Here is a 19,223-nt window from a genome sequence, read left to right as displayed (position 1 = left end):
CGTGGAGGTCGGAAGATCCCCGGCGTCCTGGAAGGTCCCGATGTCCGTCACCCTCGCCCCCGCCCGGCTCCGGATGAGCCACGGCTGGGGCTTTCGCGTCGTCGCGGTCGCGTTCGCGACGGCGCTCGCGTTCTCCACGGTCCCGACCCCGCTGTACGCGCTTTACCAGCAGCGGGACGGGTTTCCGGCGTTCCTCGTCACCGTCGTCTTCGCCGCGTACGCGGTCGGGGTGATGCTGAGCCTGTACCTGGCCGGGCACGTCAGCGACTGGCTCGGCCGCCGTCGCGTGCTCGTCGCGGGGCTGCTGGCCGAGGCACTCGCGGCCGCGCTGTTCCTGCTGTGGCCGGAGGTCCCCGGCCTGATCGTCGCGCGGCTGGTGAGCGGCGCCGGGATCGGGGTGGTCACGGCGACCGCCACGGCGCACCTGTCCGAGCTGCGCACGCAAGCCCGACCCGGCCTCGCCGCGACGGTGGTCAACGCCGGCGGCCTGGCGCTGGGTCCCCTGGTCGGCGGGCTGTTCGCGCGGTTCGCCGACCAGCCGCTGCACACGCCGTTCGCGGTGTTCCTGGTGGTGCTGCTCGGGGAAGCGGCCGTGGTGAGCCTCGTGCCGGAGACCGTCGAACGCCGCGAAGAGCGCCCGGCGTACCGGCCCCAGCGGCTGTCGCTGCCGGCCGCGGCCCGGTCCGAGTTCGCCGGGGCGGCGATCGGCGCGTTCGCGGCGTTCGCGCTCAGCGGGCTGTTCATGGCCCTCGCCCCGACGCTGCTGGCGCACGAGCTGCACGAGCCGTCCCGCCTGCTCGCCGGGCTGGCGCCGTTCACGATGCTGGGCAGTGCGGCGCTCGCGCAGATCGGGCTGGCGCGCCTGCGCACGCGGTCCCAGCTGCGGGCGGGGTACGCGCTGATGGGCGCCGGACTGGTGTTGCTGGCCCTCGCGGGATCGTTGCCGCTGTTCTTCGCCGCGAGCGCGCTCGCGGGGGCGGGGTTCGGGCTGGGGTTCCGCGCGGCGGTCGGCACGGTCGCGGCCCTGGCCGACGACCTCACCCGCGGCGAGGTCTTGGCGGCGTTGTTCTTGGCTGCGTACGCGGGTTTGGTGCTGCCGGTGCTGCTGATCGGGCTGGCGATGCTGGTGGCGCCCGGGTCGGTGGTGCTGGCCGGGTTCGCGGTGCTGGAGCTGGGTTTGCTCGGCTGGTCGGCCCGCCGCACTCTGGGGCGCGCGTAGCGCCGGGTGCGGGTTCGGGGTGCTTTGTTCGGGTCGCCGGTGCCGTGGGCATCGCACCGGCAGCCGACGCCGCTCGGCCGATCCGCCGCCCGCCCCGCCCGCGGGCATCGCGCCGGCGGGCACCTTGCGCCGGCTGCGCCCAGCCACTGGGCCGCGCTCGCTTCTTCCGCGGGCATTGCAGCGGCAGCCGACCTGCTCGGCCGACCCGCCCCGCCCGCCGGCATCGCACCGGCGGCCACCTTGCGGCCGGCTGTGCCTGGCGCGGGCCGGCCGGTCCACGTCCCACCAGCTGCCCCTTCGCCCAGCCGATCGGCTCCGCCCGCCCCTGCTCCGGGCATAGAGTCGGCGGATGACCGCTGCAGCCGCGCCGCCGATCGTCACCGGGGTGGATGGGTCGGCCGAATCGCTGGACGCCGTCCGGTGGGCCGCGCGGACCGCCTGCCTGCGGGACGCGCCCCTGGAGATCGTGCACGCCCTCGATGTCCCCGCGCTGCTCGCCGGCGGTGTCGTCCCGCCACCCGAGGAAATGGTCGACGCGCTGCGGGCCCGGGGGCGGCGGGCGCTGCGGACCGCGCGGGAACTCGCTGCCGCGCAAGGCGTCGCGGACGTCGTCACCCGGCTCGACCCCGACCGCGCCGCCCAGGCCCTGATCGAAGCTTCGCGCGCGGCGTCGCTGCTCGTCGTCGGCTCCGGCGGGCACGGCAGGCTGACCAGCCTGCTCGCCGGCTCCGTCGCCGCCGCGCTCGGGACACACGCCCGCTGCGACACCGTCGTCGTCCGCGGGGACAGCTGGGACGAGCCCGGCGCGGGCGACCGTCCCATCGTCACCGGCATCGACGGCAGCGAAGCCGGTACGCGGGTGCTCGCGGCGGCCGTCGCCGAAGCGCGCGCCCGCCGCGCTCCCCTGGTCGTCCTGCACGCCTGGGCGGACACCCCGCCGCCGCGGCCGGACCCGCGGTGCGTCGACGACGCCGGGCAGCGGCTGCTCGGCGAGCGGCTCCACGACCACGACACCGGCGACCTGGCCGTCGAGCAGGTCGTCGTCCACGCCCACCCGCGGCGCGAGCTGATCGAGCGCAGCGGGGCCGCCCAGCTGGTCGTCGTCGGCGACCGCGGCCGCGGCGGCTTCCCCGGGCTGCTGCTCGGCTCGACCGGCCAGGCGCTGCTGCACCACGCGGCGTGCCCGGTGCTGCTCGTCCGCACCGCCCGCTGAGCGGAAGCGCGACGGAAGCGGCCCGCGGCAGGATGACGGGGACCGGAAGCGAGGGACAGATGAAGACAGTGGTGCTAGCCGCGACGCTGATCACGGCGTTGGCGGCCCCGGCCCAAGCCCAGGCGGCGACCGTCAAGCAGGTCACGAACACCTGCCGCGCCGGCGACTTCGCCGGGACGTTCACCCTGCGCTACGAGACCTCCGGCGGCTACCACCGCCCGCTCGGCTCGATCACGACCTCCGGGCCGTACATCGGGGACTCGGGCACGCAGACGCTGCGGATCTCCTACACCGACGGGCTCGGCACGCACGCGGTCTACACCCGGACCGGCCCGGCGACGAACGGCGCGCAGAGCCTGCCGTCGGGGCTCGCGATCCCGGCGACGGCGCGGGGCACGGCGGCCACGAAGTTCGACAACGGCACGACGTCCTGCACGGCGACGGTGCCGATCACGTAGCCCGCGGGGTCGGCGCGAACCCCGCCGGCTCGAGGGCGGCCCGGAAGATCGCCCGCGCCGAGGCCGCCAGCACCTCCGCCGCCCGGTCGCGAGCCAGGCCGCCGATGTCGGTCAGCCACACCAGCGACTCGATCCCCGTCGCCGAGCGGATCGCGACCGCCAGGCCGTGCACGTCGACGGCCGGGTGCGTCTCGGCCAGCGGGGCCAGCGCCTCCTCGATCCACCGGATCGCCCGGCCGCCGCGGAGCACCGGCTGGTCCGCGCCCGGCTCCAGCGACAGCCGCAGCTGGGCGCGCAGCTGCGGCTCCCAGCGGACCGTGAACGCGATGAACTCGCGCATCACCAGCTCCAGGCGCGCGGCGGGGTCCGCGGGCGCGCCGGCCGGGAGCAGGCCCGCGTCGTCGTCGATCTGCGGGTACGCCGCCAGCAGCAGGGCGCGCTGGTTCGGGAAGTACCGGTACGCCGTGGTGCGCGAAATCCCGGCCTCCGCCGCGGCGTCCTCGACCGTCGGGGCGGCTCCGCGCGCCAGCAGTTCGTGGGCGGCGGAAACGAGCGCCGCCCGGGTCCGGCCCTTCTGCCGCTGCCTGCCCGTGGACTCATATGGCACTTCCATGCCATCATGGTACTCAAGTCCCACGAAGGAGGGCGCCATGTCCGCCGATCCGGCCGAAACGAACCCCGAGCTCTACCGCGTCGTCCTCGAGAACGACCGGGTGCGGGTCCTCGAATACCGGGACCGGCCCGGCGACCGGACCGCGCCGCACCGGCACCCCGACACCGTGATGATCACGCTCGGCTCGTTCAGCCGCCGCATCGCCGCCGGCGGCCGCGAGGTGCGCGTCGACCTGTCCGCCGGCGAGGCGCGCTGGGTGGCGGCGCAGGAGCACTCCGGCGAGAACATCGGTGACACGCCCAGTCACGCCTTTTTCGTCGAACTCAAGGAGCCCGGTCACGCGGCCGATCAGGGCACCGCCCTGGGCCCCGACACGCGGTGAGCCGGGCCGGTTTCCGCGCCGGAAAACCCTTGCCAGGCAGCGAATCGCGCGTTTCGCCGCCGCTCTCCCGGACAACCGGGGGCCACGTCCGCCCGCGCCCGCACCGGCCGCGTTCGTCGACAGTTCCCCGACGCCGCTTTTCTTTCCTGTCGACGTATCTCGCGCGCCCCGGTTCGCTCCTGTACGCCTGAGCGCGGACGTGTCCGCGGCGGAGGGGCGGGGATGGTCGGGAACACCACCGGCGGGGTGGAACTCGGAGTGCTGGGACCGTTCGAGGTCCGGATCGGCGGCACCCCGCGGGACGTCGGCGGCCCGCGCCTGCGGACCCTGCTGGCACTGCTGGCGGCGGAGGCGGGCCGCGTCGTGAGCGTGCACGCGCTCGGGCACGCGCTGTGGGGCGAGCGGCTGCCCGAGCACGCGGACCGCACGGTCCGGACGTACCTTTCGCGGCTGCGCGGCTCCGTGGACCCGCGGCTGATCCTGACCCGCCCGCCGGGGTACGTGCTGCACGTCGTGCCGGAGGCCCTCGACTCGGCGCGGTTCGAGCAGTTCGCCGCGGAAGGCCGCCGCGCGCTCGCGGCCGGCGATGCCGGCATCGCGCAGAAGCACCTCGGCGCCGCTTTGGCGCTGTGGCGCGGGAACGCGTACGAGGAGTTCGACGACGTCGAAACCCTGAAGGCCGAGGGGATGCGGCTGGACCGGTTGCGCCACAACGCCGTCCAGGACCGGATCGACGCCGACCTCGCGACCGGCGAGGACACCGGGCTGATCGCCGAGCTGGAGGCGCTGACGACCGCTTTCCCCGGCCACGAACGGCTGTGGGCGCAGCTGATGACGGCGCTCTACCGCGCCGGCCGCCAGGGTGACGCGCTGGAGGCGTTCCGCCGGGCCCGGCACGGGCTGATCACCGCGTCGGGGGTGGAGCCGTCGCCGGTGCTGGCGCAGGTGCACCGGCGGGTCCTCGCCCACGACCCGGGGCTGCTCGCGGTCCGGGCCGGAACCATGGCGACCGTCCCGGACGACGCGCTGGCCGCCGGGGAGCACGCCCTGCTGGAGGACGGCGACCTGCGCACCAGCCGCGAGCACTTCGAGACCGCCTACCGCCGCGCCGAACAGGCCGGGGACGCCGACGCGCTCGCCCGCGCGGTGCTCGGCCTCGGCGGGGTGTGGGTGCACGAGCACCGGACGGCCGCCGCGTCGGAACTGCTGCTCGCGCGTCTGCGGTACGCGCTGGAGGAGGTCGATCCGGCGTCGCTGCTCGCCCTCCGGCTGCGGACGCGGCTCGCCGGCGAAGAGGACTACCAGGGCGTGACGCACGACCGGATCCTGGCCGCGGTCGAGCAGACGCGGCGGACCGGCGACCCGGTCGCGCACGCCGAAGCGCTGAGCCTGGCCCACCACTGCCTGCTCGGCCCCGGCCACACGGTCCGGCGGCACGCGCTGGCCACCGAGCTGCTCGGGGTGAGCGGCCGGTCGGGGCGGCGCACCGACCTCGTGATGGGGGTGCTGTGGGACACCGTCGACCTCTTCCTGGCCGGCGACCCGCACGCGCAACGGCGGCTCGGCGAGCTCGACGACCTGCTGGCGGCGCGCAAGCACCTGGCCGCGGGGTTCGTCGCGGACGCGCTGAAGGTCATGCTCGCCATCCGGGCCGGCCGGTTCCGCGAGGCCGAGCAGGGCGCGCAGGCGTGCGCGGAGCTGGGCCAGGCAGCGGGTGACCTGGACGCGCTCGGCTGGTACGGCGCGCAGCTGGTGGCGATCCGGTGGTTCCAGGGCCGGCTGGGCGAGCTGGTGCCGGTGCTGGACGGGCTGATGCACTCCCCCACGCTCAGCGCGATCGACAATTCGTACTACGCGGCGCTCGCGGTTGCGGCGGCCGCGGCGGGCGACCGCCGGACGGCGGCGGGTGCGCTGGCCCGCCTGTGCGGCGACGACCTGGGTGCGTTGCCGCGGTCGAGCACGTGGCTGATTTCGTTGTGCGGGGCGGCGGAAACCGCTTACCTGCTGGAGGACACGGAGACGGCGACGCGGGTGTCCGAGCTGCTGCGCCCGTTCGGCCACCTGCCGGCGATGGCGAGCCTGGCGATCGCGTGCTTCGGGTCGATCCACTACCCGCTGGGCACGACGGCCCTGACGACGGGCGACCTGGACCGCGCGGTGGCCCACCTGCGCGCGGCGGTGCAGCACAACCTGGCGCTGGCGCACTGGCCGGCGGTGGTGTTCTCCCGGCGCCGCCACGCCGAAGCGCTGGTTCGGCGCGGCGGGCCGGGTGACGCGGTGGCGGCGGAGCAGGAGCTGGCGGCGGCCGACGAGGAGTCCCGCACCTTCGGCGACCAGGGCCGGTGATCACGCCGTTCCCGGCGGTGCGAATTCCTCGCGGAAATCACCGCTTCCGTGGTTATCGGTCCCGCGCCCGGGAATGCGCTGGCTTCCGGCCACCGGTTCCGCCCCGGGAACCACCGGCGCCGACGAAGGGGAACCACGCGTGTTCCGTCACACGAAGCTGCTGCAGTTCGAAGCCAAGCCCGAAAAGCCCGACGCCGTCTACGCCCACAAGCTGCAGGAACTGATCGGCGGCGCCTACGGCGAAATGACCGTCACCATGCAGTACCTGTTCCAGGGCTGGAACTGCCGCATCGAAGGCAAGTACAAGGACCTCATCATGGACACCGCGACCGAGGAGATCGGGCATGTGGAAATGCTCGCCACCATGGTCGCCCGCCTGTTGGAAGGCGCCCCCGCCACCGCCACCGCCGAAGCGGTGAAGGACCCGGTGATGGCCGCGGTGATCGGCGGGATGGACCCGCAGCAGGCGATCGTCGCCGGCGGCGGCGCCCTGCCCGCCGACAGCAACGGCACCCCGTGGAACGGCAAGTACATCGTCGCCTCGGGCAACCTGCTCGCCGACTTCCGCGCCAACGCGGCCGCCGAAGCCCAGGGCCGGCTGCAGACCGCGCGGCTGTACAACATGACCGACGACCCCGGCGTCAAGGCGATGCTGAAGTTCAACCTGGCCCGCGACACCGTGCACCAGAAGCAGTGGCTGGCCGCCATCGAAGAGCTGAAGGCCGACGGGCTCGAAGAGGAAATCGCGCCCAACGCCCTCCTCGACGAAGAGGACCAGACGCACAACCACACGATCTGGCACCTGTCCGACGGCCCCGACGGCGCCAAGGGCAGCAGCTGGACCACCGACGCGGGCATCGAGTACCTGATGGACCCCGAGCCCCTCGGCGGCCCCGGCACCGCACCGAAGCCCGACCCCGCGCTCTACGGCACGTACGCCCCGCTGCAGGACGCCAAGGGCACCGCGAAGGGCAAGGCCAAGGCGGTCAAGAAGAAGCTGACGTGACCGGGAGCCCGGCGCGTCCCCAGGGGCGCGCCGGGCCCTTCCTTCTCCAACGCCGCCTCGGTTAGCGCGCTGCTCGAAGCGATGGCCGCGCGGTCGGCGGCATCGCTCCGGCCGGGCAGCCGCGCTCGCGCAAGCGGATGTGGCGACACAGGACCGGCTGGCCGCACGTTTCGTCGAAGCGGGGCAGGCGGCGCAGTCCGCCGGTCCTTTCGCCGGTCAGTGGACGGGGTTCCACCCGTCGCCGCCGGCGAGGTAGTGCTGCGCGGTGAATGTCGCGGCCTGCGCGGCGGTCAGCTGCGGCCGGTCGGTCCCGGTGCCCGCGCCGGGCCCGGTGTTGCGGTACTCGAAGAACCGGGCGTCCTTCCACGAAAAGCCGGACATGTCGGTCCACGGCGTGGCCTTGATCGCCGCCGGCAGGGCCGTCTCGCGGACGACGACCTGCGCGATGGCGTCGACATCCCCGCTCGGGTGCCACGGCCGGCCCAGGTAGAAGCTCGCGTTCGCCGCCGTGCTGACCACCTTGCTGCCGACGATCAGGAAGCCGTACGGGTTGCTCCGGCGGGTGCTGGCCGCGGTCAGGTAGCCGTTCGGGTTCGAACCGCGGTCGAGCGCGGTGATCGTCGCCCGGTCGAACACGGCGGTGGCGCGGCCGAAGAGGAAGTCGACGTCGCCGCTGATCGCGCAGTTCCGGTAGTACTGGCGGCCGATCGCGCCGGTCGCCGCCGTGTCGGCGTAGAGCGTGTCCTGGTGGCCGAGGAACGTGACGTTGTCGAACACCATCCGGTCGCCGGTGGTCTTCACCGCGACGGCCTGGGTCGCGGTGATCTCCGGGTGGGCCGCGCGGTCGAACGAGTTGCGGAAGGTCAGCGCGCTCGCGGTGAAGCCGTTCGCGGCGATCGTCGCGGTCGCGCTGCCCGACGTGCCGTACGTCGAGCCGTCGGGTTTCTTCGTGCCGCTGGCGTTGTCGTAGTCGACGACGACGTCGGCGGCCTCGCCGGTGGTGCCGCGCAGGGTGATCCCGGTCTTGGCCGCGGGGACGGTGAGCACCTCGCGGTAGGTGCCGGGCTTGACCGAGACGGTGCCGCCGGCGGAGACGGCGTCGATCCCGGCCTGGACGGTCGTGTAGTTCCCGGAGCCGTCCTCGGCCACGACGACGTTCGCCGCGGCGGGTGGGGCCGGCGTCGCCCCGGTCAGGATCGAGGCGAGTAGCAGGGTCGTGAACATGGCACCTCCACGGGGAGACGCCGGGGTGCCGGACGGCGGCCGGCACCCCGGACGCTTACTGGTAGGTGATGTTTGCGGTGGTGTACAGGCAGTTCGTAGAGTCCGGCCCGCTGCCGATCTTCGTCGGCTCGCCGCTGGTGACACCCTGGTACTTCTGGCAGGGCTCGATCTTGCGGCTCGAGTCGCCGACGATGGTGATCCGGGTCAGCTTCGCGGTGTCGCCGTAGTTGGTGTTGATGCCGACGAGCGCCTTGCCCGGCGCGGTCGCGGTGACGTTGTCCACGACGACGTTGCGCTTGTACTGCGTCTTGCAGTTGCCGCAGGAGCGGTACAGCTTGCCGAAGTCGTCGACCTGGAAGTTCCGGATGTACATCGTGCCGGGGCCGTTGTGCTGGAACACCTTGTCCGACGCCTTGCGCGCGCCGCCGCCGTCGATGGTCATGGGCTGCGACGCCGACGTGCCCTTGAAGGTCGCGGCGTCCTCGCCGACGTCCTCCCACCACACGTTGAGCAGCGTGCAGGTGCCGAGGCAGTGCACGCCGTCGGCGGCCGGGTTGCCGAGGACGACGTTCTTGAGCGTGGTGCCGTTCGCCAGCTCGAAGATCGGGCCCTGGTCCTCGTCCTGGCCGCCGGTGCCGAGGTCGCCGGTGCCGTAGAACCGCTTGAGGCCGCCGTCGTAGGTGCCGCTGGTGACCTTGATGGTCGCGCCGACGGGCACGCTCGTGCTCGGGTTCGGCCAGGACGCGGCGCCGGCGGCGGTCGCGCCGGCGCCGACGGCCGCCGAGAGCGCGAGGGCGGCGACGACCGCGACCCGGAGCGCCCGGGGAATCGGGGACATGCTCATCACTCCTTGGTTCTTCCCGTTCGGGAAATGGTCCTCCTGAGTGCTGAAAGCGCTTTCTCAGTTTCGGGTCGGACGCTTCCCCGTGCCAATGCCACCCACCGCAGGGGGTCCGCCGTCCCCCGGACGGTCGCCGAATCCGTCGATTTTCAGAAAACGGGACCCGAACCGGCCAGCACGCGCGCCGGGACGGACCACGTCGGGTCGAGCCGGTCCACCAGCGTCGGTGTCCAGCCCACGTCCGGCCCCAGATCGGGGTCGTTCGCCGCGTTGTACTCCGCGAGCAGGTCCACCGGGCGCGGCCACGCCGCACCGGAAGAAACCAGCGTCCCGGTCGCGTGGAACACCGTTCCCTTCCAATAGTGGACCAGCGACCCCAACGGCACCGACGCCGGGATCCGGAAGAAGTTGTTCTCGGCGTAGATCCGCGATTCGACGCCGACGCCGAGCGAATACGTGTACGCGGCCGCGTCCCGCACCACGTACAAGTTGTCGTACACGTGCACCTGCCCGTACCGCACCCGCGGTGCGCGCTGCCCGATGTCGGCGAACAGGTTGTGGTGCACCGTCACGCGCAGCTTGCCGACGTCGTACGTCGGCTTGTCGGTGTTGCCGATCAGCATCGTCTTGTCGTGGTCGTGCAGGCGGTTGTCCGACACCGTCACGAGGTCCGAGCCGTCGACGATGTCCAGCAGTCCGTCGTGGACCTCGAACTTCCGCCCGAAGTACGTGGGCTGCGAGGTGTTCCCGCCGTCGCTGAGCTCGTTGTGGTCGACCCAGACGTGCGTCGCCCCGACGAGGTCGACGTTGTCGTACTCGGAGTTCCAGTTGCCGTCGGCGCCGTCGAGCGGGTCCCACTGGGGGAAGCAGTCGTGCGCGTCGGCGAAGCGCAGGTTCCGCAGGATCACGTTGTCCCCGGTGACGCGCAGGGTCAGCCCGTGCAGGGTGGCGCCGTCGAGGCCGTAGACCGTCGTGTTCGGGCCGACGTCGAGCACGACCTGCGCTGCCTGGTTGGCCTGCGACCGCGCCCGCGCCTCTTCGAGGGGACCCGACGGCTCCACCTTGCCCCAGGTCGCCGGGTCGTACGCCGCAAGGTACGCGGGCAGGCGGTAGCCCGGATCCGCGAAGTCGTCGCAAGACATCGGCCGGTCGGCGGCGTCGACGTTGCCCTCGATCGTGCCGCGGACGTAGACGATCTTCGGCGCGCCCGGGTGTGCCGCCAGCGCGACGGCCAGCTCGGAGCGCTTGGACACCGTGTGGACGTCGCCGGGCGCGGCGGCCGCTCCCCCGGTCGTCCCCGCGCCCCAGCCGTCGTGCGCGCCGAGCACCTCGCGGCCCGGGTCGTGGCCGTGGGCGGCCGCCGGCCCGGCGGTGAGCGTGAGTCCGAGCAGGGCGAGGCACCCCGCGAAAGCCTTCCAGCGCATGTCGGCTCCTTCTACTCGGCCGCCCGGGCCGCGAGCTCGGCCAGCCGGGCGGGATCCGGGTCGCCGTCGAGGACGACGACGTGGTGGGTCAGCGTCAGTTCTCCGCCCGGTTCCAGCAGCCACGGCCGGTGGTAGGTGGCGGCGAAGCTGACCACCGGGAACGGTTCGGCGCGGACGTACCAGGCGGTCGGGAAACCGGGGTTCGCCGGGCTGTCGGCGAACAGCAGCGTCGAGGTCCGCAGGCTTTCGTCGTGGCGGCCGGTGAACGCGAGCCACGGCGCGCGGTGCCCCATCGCGTCGCCGGCCGGCCGTCCGTCGGACGTCCGGACCGTGCCGCCGACGAACGAGCGCGGGCCGCGCCAGAACAGCCCGCCGTACCCGGCGGTTTCGCGGCCCTCGGTCACCGGGCTCCCCCAGCGCAGCTCGCGGCCGCTGGTGTTGCGCAGGCGGCTCGACCACGTGAGGGTCCAGCTGTCCGCCGAGACGTCGCCGAAGCGCAGCGTCCGGTGTTCGGTCAGCCACCGCCGGCCCGCCGCCGTGCTCCACGCCAGCTCGTGCCGCAGTTCGCAGTGCCCGGCCGCGCACACGATGCTTTCCCAGCGGACGTGGCCGACGGTGCCGTTGTTGTCGAGCGGTGTGTACCCGCGGCCGCGCACGTAGGTCCGGCCGCCCCAGAAGTTCTCGCCCGACAGGTGGGCCATGGTGAACTGCAGGCCGTTGTGCCAGGTGTGGTCGTGCGGCCGGACCGCGGTCACGGTCTCGCCCGCGGTGGTCCGCAGCGGGTGCAGGTACGGCTTCGGCGAGTCCCCGGCCGGCGTCGGCGGCGTCACGACGTACTCCGCCAGGACGACGTCGCCGAGGCGGACGCGCACCGCGCCGTCGTCGTCCTCGGCCAGCGCCAGGGTCCCGTTCCCCACCGCCGCGCGGCTCACGCCGGGTCCCCGGTTTCGGCCAGCAGCTCCGCGACCGGCACCGGGCGGCCGGTGTCCAGGGACCGGTTCGCGGCCAGGCCGGTGAGCAGGGCCTGCAGCCCGGCGTCGTGGTCGGCGGCGCAGCCGAGCGCGTCCGGTTCGGCGTCGCCGAGGAGTTCGGCGAGCATCCGCTCGTCCCCGCCGCCGTGCCCCTCGCCGAGCACCCCGTCGAACACGACTTCCGGAGGCTCCCAGTGCCGTTGCACGGTCAGCCGGGCGCGTCCCGGCTCCGGCGCCGGGGCGGCGTCCTTCGCGAACTCGTTCTCCCGGACGTCCAGTTCCAGACGTCCTGCGCTGCCGGAGAACGCGACGCGGTAGCCCTCCCGCGGCGAATACGCGTGCAGGTGGTAGTTCAGGACGACCCCGCCGCGGTGCCGGACGAGCACCGACACGTCGTCTTCGATCGTGACGCCGGGCGCGAACACGTTCTGGTTCCGGTCGTAGCCGTCCTCGTGCCGCGCGTCGAAGTAGAGCGCGTGCAGCCGGGGCGAGGCCTCGAGGTCCAGCGCGAACCGGTCGTCGGGGCGCCCGTTCCCCTCGCCGTAGAAGAACAGGCGGCCGAACGCGAACACCGTCTCCGGGCCGCTGCCGAGCCACCAGTTGACCAGGTCGAAGTGGTGCCCGGACTTGTGCACGAGCAGCCCGCCGGAGTTCGCCTTGGCGCGGTGCCAGCGGCGGAAGTAGTCGGCGCCGTGCGCGGTGTCGAGCAGCCAGCTGAACTCGACCGCGCCGACCTCCCCGATCGTGCCCGCCGCCAGCAGCTCACGCACCCTCCGGTGCACCGGGTTGTACCGGTAGTTGAAGGCGACCCGCACCGAGCGTCCGGTCTCGCGGCGGGCCGCCAGGATGCGCCGCGCGCCGTCGACGTCGGTGGTCATCGGCTTTTCGGTGACGACGTCGCAGCCCGCGTGCAGCGCCGCGACGACGTAGTCCGCGTGCGTGTGGTCGGGCGTGCACACCACGACGACGTCGACGCGTTCTTTCGCCAGCATGGCGGGGAAGTCGTCCGGCCGGTAGCCGGGCACCGCCGTGCCGAGCCAGCCGTTGTGGACGCGCATGCGGGTTTCGTTGGGGTCGCAGAAGGCCGCGAGCTCGGCCCGCGGCGAGCCGGCCAGGGCCCGCGCGAACAGCTGGGCGCGAGAACCCAGCCCGACGATCGCGTACCGGCGCGTCACCATCACGTCTCCTCTCGGGCGGGGGTCCAGGGCAGGGCGAGTTCGGAGAAGAGCGCGAGCCGCTCGGCCGCGGCGTCGACCGCCCGGTCGACGCCCGGCACGACGAACCGGCGCTCCGGCCCGGCGCCGACCGCCCGGGCCTGGGGTAGCCGCCGCGGCTCGGGCGCGTCGCGAACGGCCTCGACCAGTGCGGTGAACGCGCGGGTCGCGGCGAGCGGGGCGAGCAGCGGCACGCCGTCGCGGAGGTGGCCGACGAGGTTTCCCAGCAGGTCTTCGGGCGGTCCCACCGGCACCGGCTCGCCCCCGATGAGGACGACGTCGGTCTTGTAGTGCCACCGGATCCGGCCTTCGGTGCCGTGGACCAGCACGTAGGGCTCGTGGTCGGCTTCGGCGGCCAGCGTCGCGGCCGCGACGACGTCCGGTGCGCCGGCGAAGGAGAGGCGAGCGCACGCCGTGTCGTCCGCCTCGATGTCGCGGGCGCGGTACAGCTCGACGGTGGTCCGCTCGGGCAGCGCGCCGGCCGCGCCGTCGAGCAGCAAGGCGGTCGCGACGGCGTGGGCGAACGGGTTCGTCAGGGCACCGTCCACGACCGCGCGTCCGTCCAACCGGCGCCGGCCCGCCCACGCGGTGCGCGCGAAGTAGCGGTCGCGCCGGATCCACGCGCCCGCGGCGGCGATCCCGGTGACCGTCCCGATCGCCCCGCGGGCCAGCGCGGCCCGGATCACCGGCACCGCGGGCGAGCCGAAGCTCTGGAACCCGACCTGGCAGGCGCGGCCGCGGGCCCGCTCGGTCAGCTCGTCGAACGCCGCCAGGTCGAGCACCGGCGGCTTCTCCACGAGCACGTGGCAGCCCGCGGCGAGCGCGAGGCGGGCCAGGGGCAGGTGCGTGTGCGGCGGGGTGGCGATCACGGCGATGTCCGCCGGCACGCGGGCCAGCAGCTCGGCCGGGTCGTGGGTGAACACCGGCACCAGCTCGGCGGCCGCGTCCGGCGGTTCGCGGACGTCGCACGCGCCGGCCAGGACGATCTCGCCCCGGTCGTGCAGCGTCCGGGCCCGGCGCAGGTGCGTGCGCGCGTAGCCGGCCGTGCCGAAGACGACGACCCTGGGGGTCATCGGCGGCGACCCGTCGCCACCGCGGCCAGGGCCAGGGGTCCGGCCACGACCAGCGCGAGGATCGGCAGCATCCACACGAGCACCACCGCGAGGCCGGCTGCCCCGGCCAGGAGCAAGGCGTTCCCCGGCGCCGCCACGGCCCCGCGAGCGGCCGTCACAACCGCACGACGCCAGGGCAGCTCCCCGGTCGCGACGACCTCGCACGTCCGCACCGCGACGACGACGCCCGCGGCGGCCAGCACCCACAACGCCGGTCCGAGCACCCCGGCGCCCGGCATCGACCGCACGACTTCGAGGTCCACCGCGAACAACAGCACCGCCAGCAGACCCAGCCCGCCGAAGGCGAGCCCGCCCCGGGCGTTCGTCCGGAAGTCCGCCCAGTAGGTCGTCCACAGTGGACTTCCGATGCCGTGTCGCGTCCGGTCCAGGGCCCGGCAGCCCGCCGCGAACGCCGGCGCCGCGGTCACCACCGGCACCGACGCGAGCGCGACGAGCAGGCCGGTCAGCAGGCAGTCCGAGAAGTCCTCCAGCCCGGTCCGCCACTGGGTGGTGCGCATCGTCGTCACCCCTTCAGGCCGCTGGTGCTGACGCCTTCGACCAGCAGGCGCTGGAAGGCGAGGAAGAACAGGACGATCGGCACGAGCGCGAGCGCCGACATGGCGAACATCGCGCCGAAGTTCGACTCGCTGCTGGTGTCGACGAACAGCCGCAGGCCCAGAGGCACGGTGAACTTCTCCGTGTCGTTCAGGTAGACCATTTGCGTGAAGAAGTCGTTCCACGTCCAGATGAAGGTGAAGATCGACGTCGTGACGAGTGCCGGTTTCGACAGCGGCAGCACGACGTGCCAGAACGTCCGGTAGACCGAGCAGCCGTCGATCGTGGCGGCTTCGTCGAGCTCGCGCGGGATCCCGCGCATGAACTGGACGATCAGGAACACGAAGAACGCCTCGGTGGCCAGCAGCTTCGGCAGGATCAGCGGGACGAAGGTGTTGACCAGGCCGGCTTGCTGGAAGATCACGTACTGCGGGATGAGCGTGACGTGGTAGGGCAGCATCAGCGTCGTGATCATGAACGCGAACAGCGCGCCGCGGAACCGGAACTTCAGCCGCGCGAAGGCGAACGCGGCCAGCGAGCACGACAGGACGTTCGCGAGCACCGACAGGCCGGCGACGAGCACGGAGTTGAGGAAGAAGCGGCCGAACCCGACGTCCGCCGCGCCTTCCCAGCCCTTCGTGTAGCCGTCGAAGACGAACCGGGTGGGCAGCAGCGAGAGCCGCGAGAGGATCTCGTCCGGCGGCTTGACCGACGCGAACGCCAGCCACACCAGCGGGTAGAGCACCACGGCGACGATCACCAGGCACAGCACGTGCCACCCGAACGAGCGGGCCGTGCGCGGCAGCGCGGTCATGAGCGCTCCCCGGCGTCGTCGTAGAACACCCACAGCTTCGCGGTCCGGAACACGATCGCCGTGACGATCGCGATCACCGCCAGCAGCACCCACGCCATCGCGGACGCGTAACCCATGTGGAAGTCCTGGAACCCGACCTCGTACAGGTAGAGCGTGTAGAACAGGTCCGCGTCGGCCGGGCCGCCGCGGCCGCCGCCGATCACGAACGCCGGGGTGAACGCCTGGAACGCGTGGATGGCCTCCATCACCAGGTTGAAGAAGATCACCGGCGAGAGCATGGGCAGCGTGATGTGCCGGAACCGGCGGACCGCGCCGGCGCCGTCGATCGCGGCCGCCTCGTGCAGCTCCGCCGGGATCTGCTTGAGCCCGGCCAGGAAGATGACCATCGGCGCGCCGAACTGCCAGACCCCGAGCAGCACGATCGAGGCGAGGCTGAACCGCGGGTCGTCGACCCAGCTGGGGGTGTGCCAGCCGACGGAGGCCAGGACCTCGTTCACCGGGCCGCCGCCCATGAACAGCGCCCGCCACACCAGCGCCGCGGCGACGCTCGCGCCGAGCAGCGACGGCGCGTAGAAGGCGGCGCGGTAGAAGCCGCCTCCTCCGCCCCGGCGGGTGTTGAGCAGCATGGCCACCAGCAGCGAGACCGTGAGCTTCAGCGGCACCGAGACCAGGACGTAGATCACGGTGACCTTCACCGACTGCAGGTAGCGGTCGTCGTCGGTGAACATGTGCGCGAAGTTGCCGAAGCCGACCCACTTCGGCGAGGTGAACAGGTCGTAGTCGGTGAAGGACAGGTAGAGCGAGACGACCATCGGGCCGACGGTCAGCGCCACCGCGCCGAGCAGCCAGGGCGTCAGGAACGCGAAGGCCTCCGGCTGGGTGCGGCGGCGGCGCCCCGCTGGCCGTACGCGCGCGGCCACCTCCGTGGCGACCGGCGGGTCCGGGGTGCGCACGGTCGTCATCGGCTAGCCCAGCGCCTTCTCGGCTTCGGACAGGAACCGGTTCACCGCGTCGTCGATGCCCAGCCGGCCGAACGCGACCTCTTCGTAGGTGCGCTGCAGCAGCTTCTGGATCGAGCCGGCGCCCTTGGGCGGGACCGGCGGGGCGGCCCCGAGCTTCGGCTCGAGCGCGGCTTCGTAGTCGTAGAGCGTCTTGTCGGCGCCTTTCGCGGACGTCGCGAGCTGGGCGCGGACCTTGAGGTTCGGCGCGAGGCCGCGGTCGGTGCCGACGATCTTGCCCACTTCGGGGTCGTTGACCAGGAAGTCGACGAGCTTCGCGGCCGCCTCCTGCTGCTGGCTGCGCGCCGACACCGACAGGAACATCGACGGCCGCCGGTACTGCCCGAGGTCGCCGCCCGCGGCGGCGGGGTACGGCGCCACGTTCAGCGGCTTGCCGTTCGCCTTCCGGTAGGCGGGCAGGAGGTTGTCGTAGGCGAACTCGGAGCTCGTCTGCTTCTTGCCGAGCGGCGACTGCTCGGGCGAGGTGTTGTAGGACGCCGTGACGTCGGCCGGGGACGCGCCCTTGCTGTCCCGGAACTCGCCCGCGAGCTGCCAGTAGCGGCGCAGGTCGTCGGCGGCGAAGCCGAGCTTGCCCTCCGGGGTGTAGAACTGCTTGCCCTGCTGGCGCAGCCAGATCTCCAGGGTCGTGTCGAGGATGCCGAAGTCGGTCGTGCCGCGGGCGCCGCCGGCGGCGCTCACCTTCCGCGTCGCGTCGGCGTACTGGTCCCAGGTGAGGCCCTTCGCCGGGTCCGCACCCACCGCGGTGAACGCGGCGGGGTCGTAGAGCATCGCCGGGGTGTTCTGCGCCCACGGCACGGCGTACCGCTTGCCCTGGTAGACGCCGGTCGCGGCCAGCTCGGGGTTGATGTCGGCCAGCGAGACCGCCTTCCCGGCGCCCTGGTTCAGGTCGGCCAGCACGCCGCGGCCGCCGTACTCGGCCAGGTAGCGCGTGTCGACGTTGAGGACGTCCGGCGGCTTCCCGCCCGCCGTCTGCGTCGCCAGCTTCTCCCAATAGGCCGCGTACGCCGAGAACGACGTCTGCACCTTGATCTTCGGGTTCTTCTGCTGGAACAGCTCGACGGCCTTCTTGGTCAGGTTCGCGCGGCCGTCACTCCCCCACCAGACGAAGGTGATCGTCACGTCGCCGCCGCCCCCGGAGTCCGAGCCGCACGCGGCCACCCCGGTCAGCAGCAGCGGTACCACCGCGGCCAGCGCGACGAGGGTCCGCCGCTGTCTTGTCCGACGCATCGAGGTCTCCGTTCTCAGCCGGTCAGCACTTTTCTGAAAACGCTGTCAGCGCGCTCACGGTAGGCAGTGCGCGCCGCGCGTGTCAACGGCCGAAGAGGCGCAATAACCCTTGTGCAGCAATGCCTTTCCCGCAAAATGGGCAGCTTGAGAAAGCGCTTACAGCACCCCGGTGGACGCGGGAGCCGCCGGCGCGGGACGCACCGGGATCCGCTACCCGGTGCGTTCGGCACCCGGGCGGACGGCGTTCGCCCACGGGACACCGATTTCGGAGAACAGCGCGAGCCGGTCCGCCGCGACGGCGACCTCCTCGCCGATCCCCCGGACCACCGGGTGCCGGCTCCCGCCCTCACCCGCCGTGCGGATCCAGCCCGCCGGGATCCGCGCCGGCGAGGGCGCGTCCCGCACCGCCTCCACCACCGACGCGAACGCGCGGGTGGCCGGCAGCGGCGCGAGCAGCGGCACCCCCGCCGGGTCGCGGTGGTGGGCGACCAGGTTGCGCAGCAGGTCCACCGGTTCGCCGAGGTGGACGCGCTCGTCGTCCAGCTCCAGCCGGTGGCTCTTGTACCAGAACTTCGCGCGCCCCTTCTTGCCGTGCACCACGACGTAGGGCTCGTGGTCCTGCTCGGCGCACAGCGACGCCGCGACGACGATCTCGGGACCGCGGTCGAAGCGGATGCGCAGGCACGCCGTGTCGTCGGCTTCGATGTCCCGGGTTCCGTACAGCTCCAGGGCGATCTCCGCCGGGTCGCGCCCGCCGACCCCGCCGACGAGCAGCGCGGTGGCGACCGCGTGGGAGAACGGGTTGGTCAGCGCGCCGTCGACGACGGCTTCGCCGTCCAGCCACCGGCGGCCCGCCCAGGGGTTGCGGCGGTAGTAGGCGTCGGTGCGGATCCAGGCCCCGGCCGCGCCGACGCCGGCGATCTCACCGAGCCGGCCGGCCGCGATCGCCGCCCGCAGCACCGGCAGCGCCGGCGACCCGAAGCTCTGGAACCCGGTCTGGCACGCCGATCCGTTCTCCGCGGCCAGCCGCGACAGCGTCCGGAACCCGGCGAGGTCGAGCACCGGCGGGGTTTCCAGCAGCAGGTCGCCGCCCGCCCGCAGGACCGCGCCGCCGACCCGGACGTGCGCGTGCGGCGGCGTCGCGACCACGGTGATGTCGGGACGGCAGCGGCGGAGCAGGTCGTCGACCCCGACGTGGGCGGTGCCGCCCTCGGGCAGAAGGGCGATCGCGGCGGCCGACGGCACCCGGATGTCCGCCATGCCGGCGAACCGGACGAGTCCTTCGTCGTGCAGGATGCGCGCGCGGTGCAGGTAGCTGAACGCGTAGCCGGACGTGCCGACCACGGCCAGCTTCGGCGGGTCCGCGACGGTGCGGCGCCTGCTCCCCGACATGGGTCTCCGATCGGCGCGGCCGGGTCCGGCCGGGCGGGAACTGACGAATGGGCAGTTCGGGAGAAACTTCCGGAGGTCACGGTAGGGCGTTCGCGACAAGTGTGTCAATATCCGGGACACGCCCCTCGAATTCGTCGAAAACCGGGTACTCCGAACGGCGGTGGCCGGTTCGAGTAAGCGCTTACTCGAACCG

At 73.1% G+C, this 19,223-nt stretch carries 18 protein-coding genes; 6 read left to right on the top strand and 12 right to left on the bottom strand.

The window, feature by feature from the left end; genetic code table 11:
• Positions 1-40 precede the first annotated feature (40 nt).
• The 3 genes from ACIRSS_RS43565 to ACIRSS_RS43555 all read left to right on the top strand — a co-directional run bounded on the left by ACIRSS_RS43565 (position 41) and on the right by ACIRSS_RS43555 (position 2,890).
• On the top strand, positions 41-1,219 hold the full coding sequence (locus ACIRSS_RS43565) for an MFS transporter (protein WP_400906331.1): 1,179 nt from the start codon (positions 41-43) through the stop codon (positions 1,217-1,219).
• Positions 1,220-1,568: 349 nt separating this feature from the next.
• The gene (locus ACIRSS_RS43560; RefSeq protein ID WP_400906328.1) at positions 1,569-2,432 is read left to right on the top strand and encodes a universal stress protein; all 864 of its coding nucleotides are present in this window, start codon (positions 1,569-1,571) and stop codon (positions 2,430-2,432) included.
• A 59-nt stretch (positions 2,433-2,491) separates the two neighbouring features.
• On the top strand, positions 2,492-2,890 hold the full coding sequence (locus ACIRSS_RS43555; protein ID WP_400906326.1) for a hypothetical protein: 399 nt from the start codon (positions 2,492-2,494) through the stop codon (positions 2,888-2,890).
• Here ACIRSS_RS43555 and ACIRSS_RS43550 read toward each other — a convergent pair.
• Positions 2,883-3,503 (bottom strand): TetR/AcrR family transcriptional regulator, encoded by a 621-nt coding sequence (locus tag ACIRSS_RS43550; RefSeq protein WP_400906323.1) that lies wholly within the window; start codon positions 3,501-3,503, stop codon positions 2,883-2,885. The two genes, ACIRSS_RS43555 and ACIRSS_RS43550, sit on opposite strands and share 8 nt — an antisense overlap.
• A 37-nt stretch (positions 3,504-3,540) precedes the next feature.
• On the opposite strand from ACIRSS_RS43550, the gene ACIRSS_RS43545 reads away from it, so the two are divergent.
• The 3 genes from ACIRSS_RS43545 to ACIRSS_RS43535 all read left to right on the top strand — a co-directional run bounded on the left by ACIRSS_RS43545 (position 3,541) and on the right by ACIRSS_RS43535 (position 7,237).
• Entirely contained in the window at positions 3,541-3,885 is a 345-nt protein-coding gene (locus tag ACIRSS_RS43545) for a cupin domain-containing protein (RefSeq protein WP_400906320.1), read from the top strand.
• A 222-nt stretch (positions 3,886-4,107) separates the two neighbouring features.
• Entirely contained in the window at positions 4,108-6,231 is a 2,124-nt protein-coding gene (locus ACIRSS_RS43540; protein WP_400906317.1) for a BTAD domain-containing putative transcriptional regulator, read from the top strand.
• A 139-nt stretch (positions 6,232-6,370) separates the two neighbouring features.
• Positions 6,371-7,237, top strand: a complete 867-nt coding sequence (locus ACIRSS_RS43535) for a manganese catalase family protein (protein ID WP_400906314.1) — start codon at positions 6,371-6,373, stop codon at positions 7,235-7,237.
• Positions 7,238-7,453: 216 nt separating this feature from the next.
• Here the strand turns inward: ACIRSS_RS43535 and ACIRSS_RS43530 are convergent, their stop codons facing one another.
• The 11 genes from ACIRSS_RS43530 to ACIRSS_RS43480 all read right to left on the bottom strand — a co-directional run bounded on the left by ACIRSS_RS43530 (position 7,454) and on the right by ACIRSS_RS43480 (position 19,030).
• Positions 7,454-8,461 (bottom strand): pectinesterase family protein, encoded by a 1,008-nt coding sequence (locus tag ACIRSS_RS43530; RefSeq protein WP_400906311.1) that lies wholly within the window; start codon positions 8,459-8,461, stop codon positions 7,454-7,456.
• 55 nt (positions 8,462-8,516) lie between these two features.
• The gene (locus ACIRSS_RS43525) at positions 8,517-9,290 is read right to left on the bottom strand and encodes a pectate lyase (RefSeq protein ID WP_400907782.1); all 774 of its coding nucleotides are present in this window, start codon (positions 9,288-9,290) and stop codon (positions 8,517-8,519) included.
• Between the two features lie 161 nt (positions 9,291-9,451).
• Positions 9,452-10,726, bottom strand: a complete 1,275-nt coding sequence (locus ACIRSS_RS43520) for a polysaccharide lyase family 1 protein (RefSeq protein ID WP_400906308.1) — start codon at positions 10,724-10,726, stop codon at positions 9,452-9,454.
• A gap of 11 nt (positions 10,727-10,737) precedes the next feature.
• Positions 10,738-11,658, bottom strand: a complete 921-nt coding sequence (locus tag ACIRSS_RS43515) for a PmoA family protein (protein WP_400906306.1) — start codon at positions 11,656-11,658, stop codon at positions 10,738-10,740.
• Positions 11,655-12,875 carry a Gfo/Idh/MocA family protein gene (locus ACIRSS_RS43510; RefSeq protein WP_400906304.1) on the bottom strand — a complete coding sequence of 407 codons (1,221 nt, stop codon included), beginning with the start codon at positions 12,873-12,875 and terminating at the stop codon, positions 11,655-11,657. The genes ACIRSS_RS43515 and ACIRSS_RS43510 overlap by 4 nt, the downstream gene beginning before the upstream one ends.
• Positions 12,875-13,984, bottom strand: coding sequence for a Gfo/Idh/MocA family protein (locus ACIRSS_RS43505; protein ID WP_400906301.1), 1,110 nt, complete (start codon positions 13,982-13,984; stop codon positions 12,875-12,877). Before ACIRSS_RS43505 ends, ACIRSS_RS43510 begins: the two co-directional genes overlap by 1 nt.
• A complete protein-coding gene (locus ACIRSS_RS43500) occupies positions 13,981-14,541 on the bottom strand; it encodes a DUF624 domain-containing protein (protein ID WP_400906298.1) in 561 nt (186 codons plus the stop codon). Before ACIRSS_RS43500 ends, ACIRSS_RS43505 begins: the two co-directional genes overlap by 4 nt.
• A 5-nt stretch (positions 14,542-14,546) precedes the next feature.
• Positions 14,547-15,392 carry a carbohydrate ABC transporter permease gene (locus tag ACIRSS_RS43495; RefSeq protein ID WP_400906295.1) on the bottom strand — a complete coding sequence of 282 codons (846 nt, stop codon included), beginning with the start codon at positions 15,390-15,392 and terminating at the stop codon, positions 14,547-14,549.
• Positions 15,389-16,354, bottom strand: a complete 966-nt coding sequence (locus tag ACIRSS_RS43490) for a carbohydrate ABC transporter permease (RefSeq protein ID WP_400906292.1) — start codon at positions 16,352-16,354, stop codon at positions 15,389-15,391. Before ACIRSS_RS43490 ends, ACIRSS_RS43495 begins: the two co-directional genes overlap by 4 nt.
• A 3-nt stretch (positions 16,355-16,357) precedes the next feature.
• Positions 16,358-17,638, bottom strand: a complete 1,281-nt coding sequence (locus tag ACIRSS_RS43485) for an ABC transporter substrate-binding protein (RefSeq protein ID WP_400906289.1) — start codon at positions 17,636-17,638, stop codon at positions 16,358-16,360.
• Between the two features lie 210 nt (positions 17,639-17,848).
• The gene (locus tag ACIRSS_RS43480) at positions 17,849-19,030 is read right to left on the bottom strand and encodes a Gfo/Idh/MocA family protein (protein WP_400906287.1); all 1,182 of its coding nucleotides are present in this window, start codon (positions 19,028-19,030) and stop codon (positions 17,849-17,851) included.
• Positions 19,031-19,223: the final 193 nt, after the last annotated feature.

The organism is Amycolatopsis sp. NPDC101161, assembly GCF_044768185.1.
Lineage (GTDB): Bacteria > Actinomycetota > Actinomycetes > Mycobacteriales > Pseudonocardiaceae > Amycolatopsis.
Note: the sequence above shows the minus strand (reverse complement) of the source record. Positions and strands in the feature narration are given on the sequence as shown.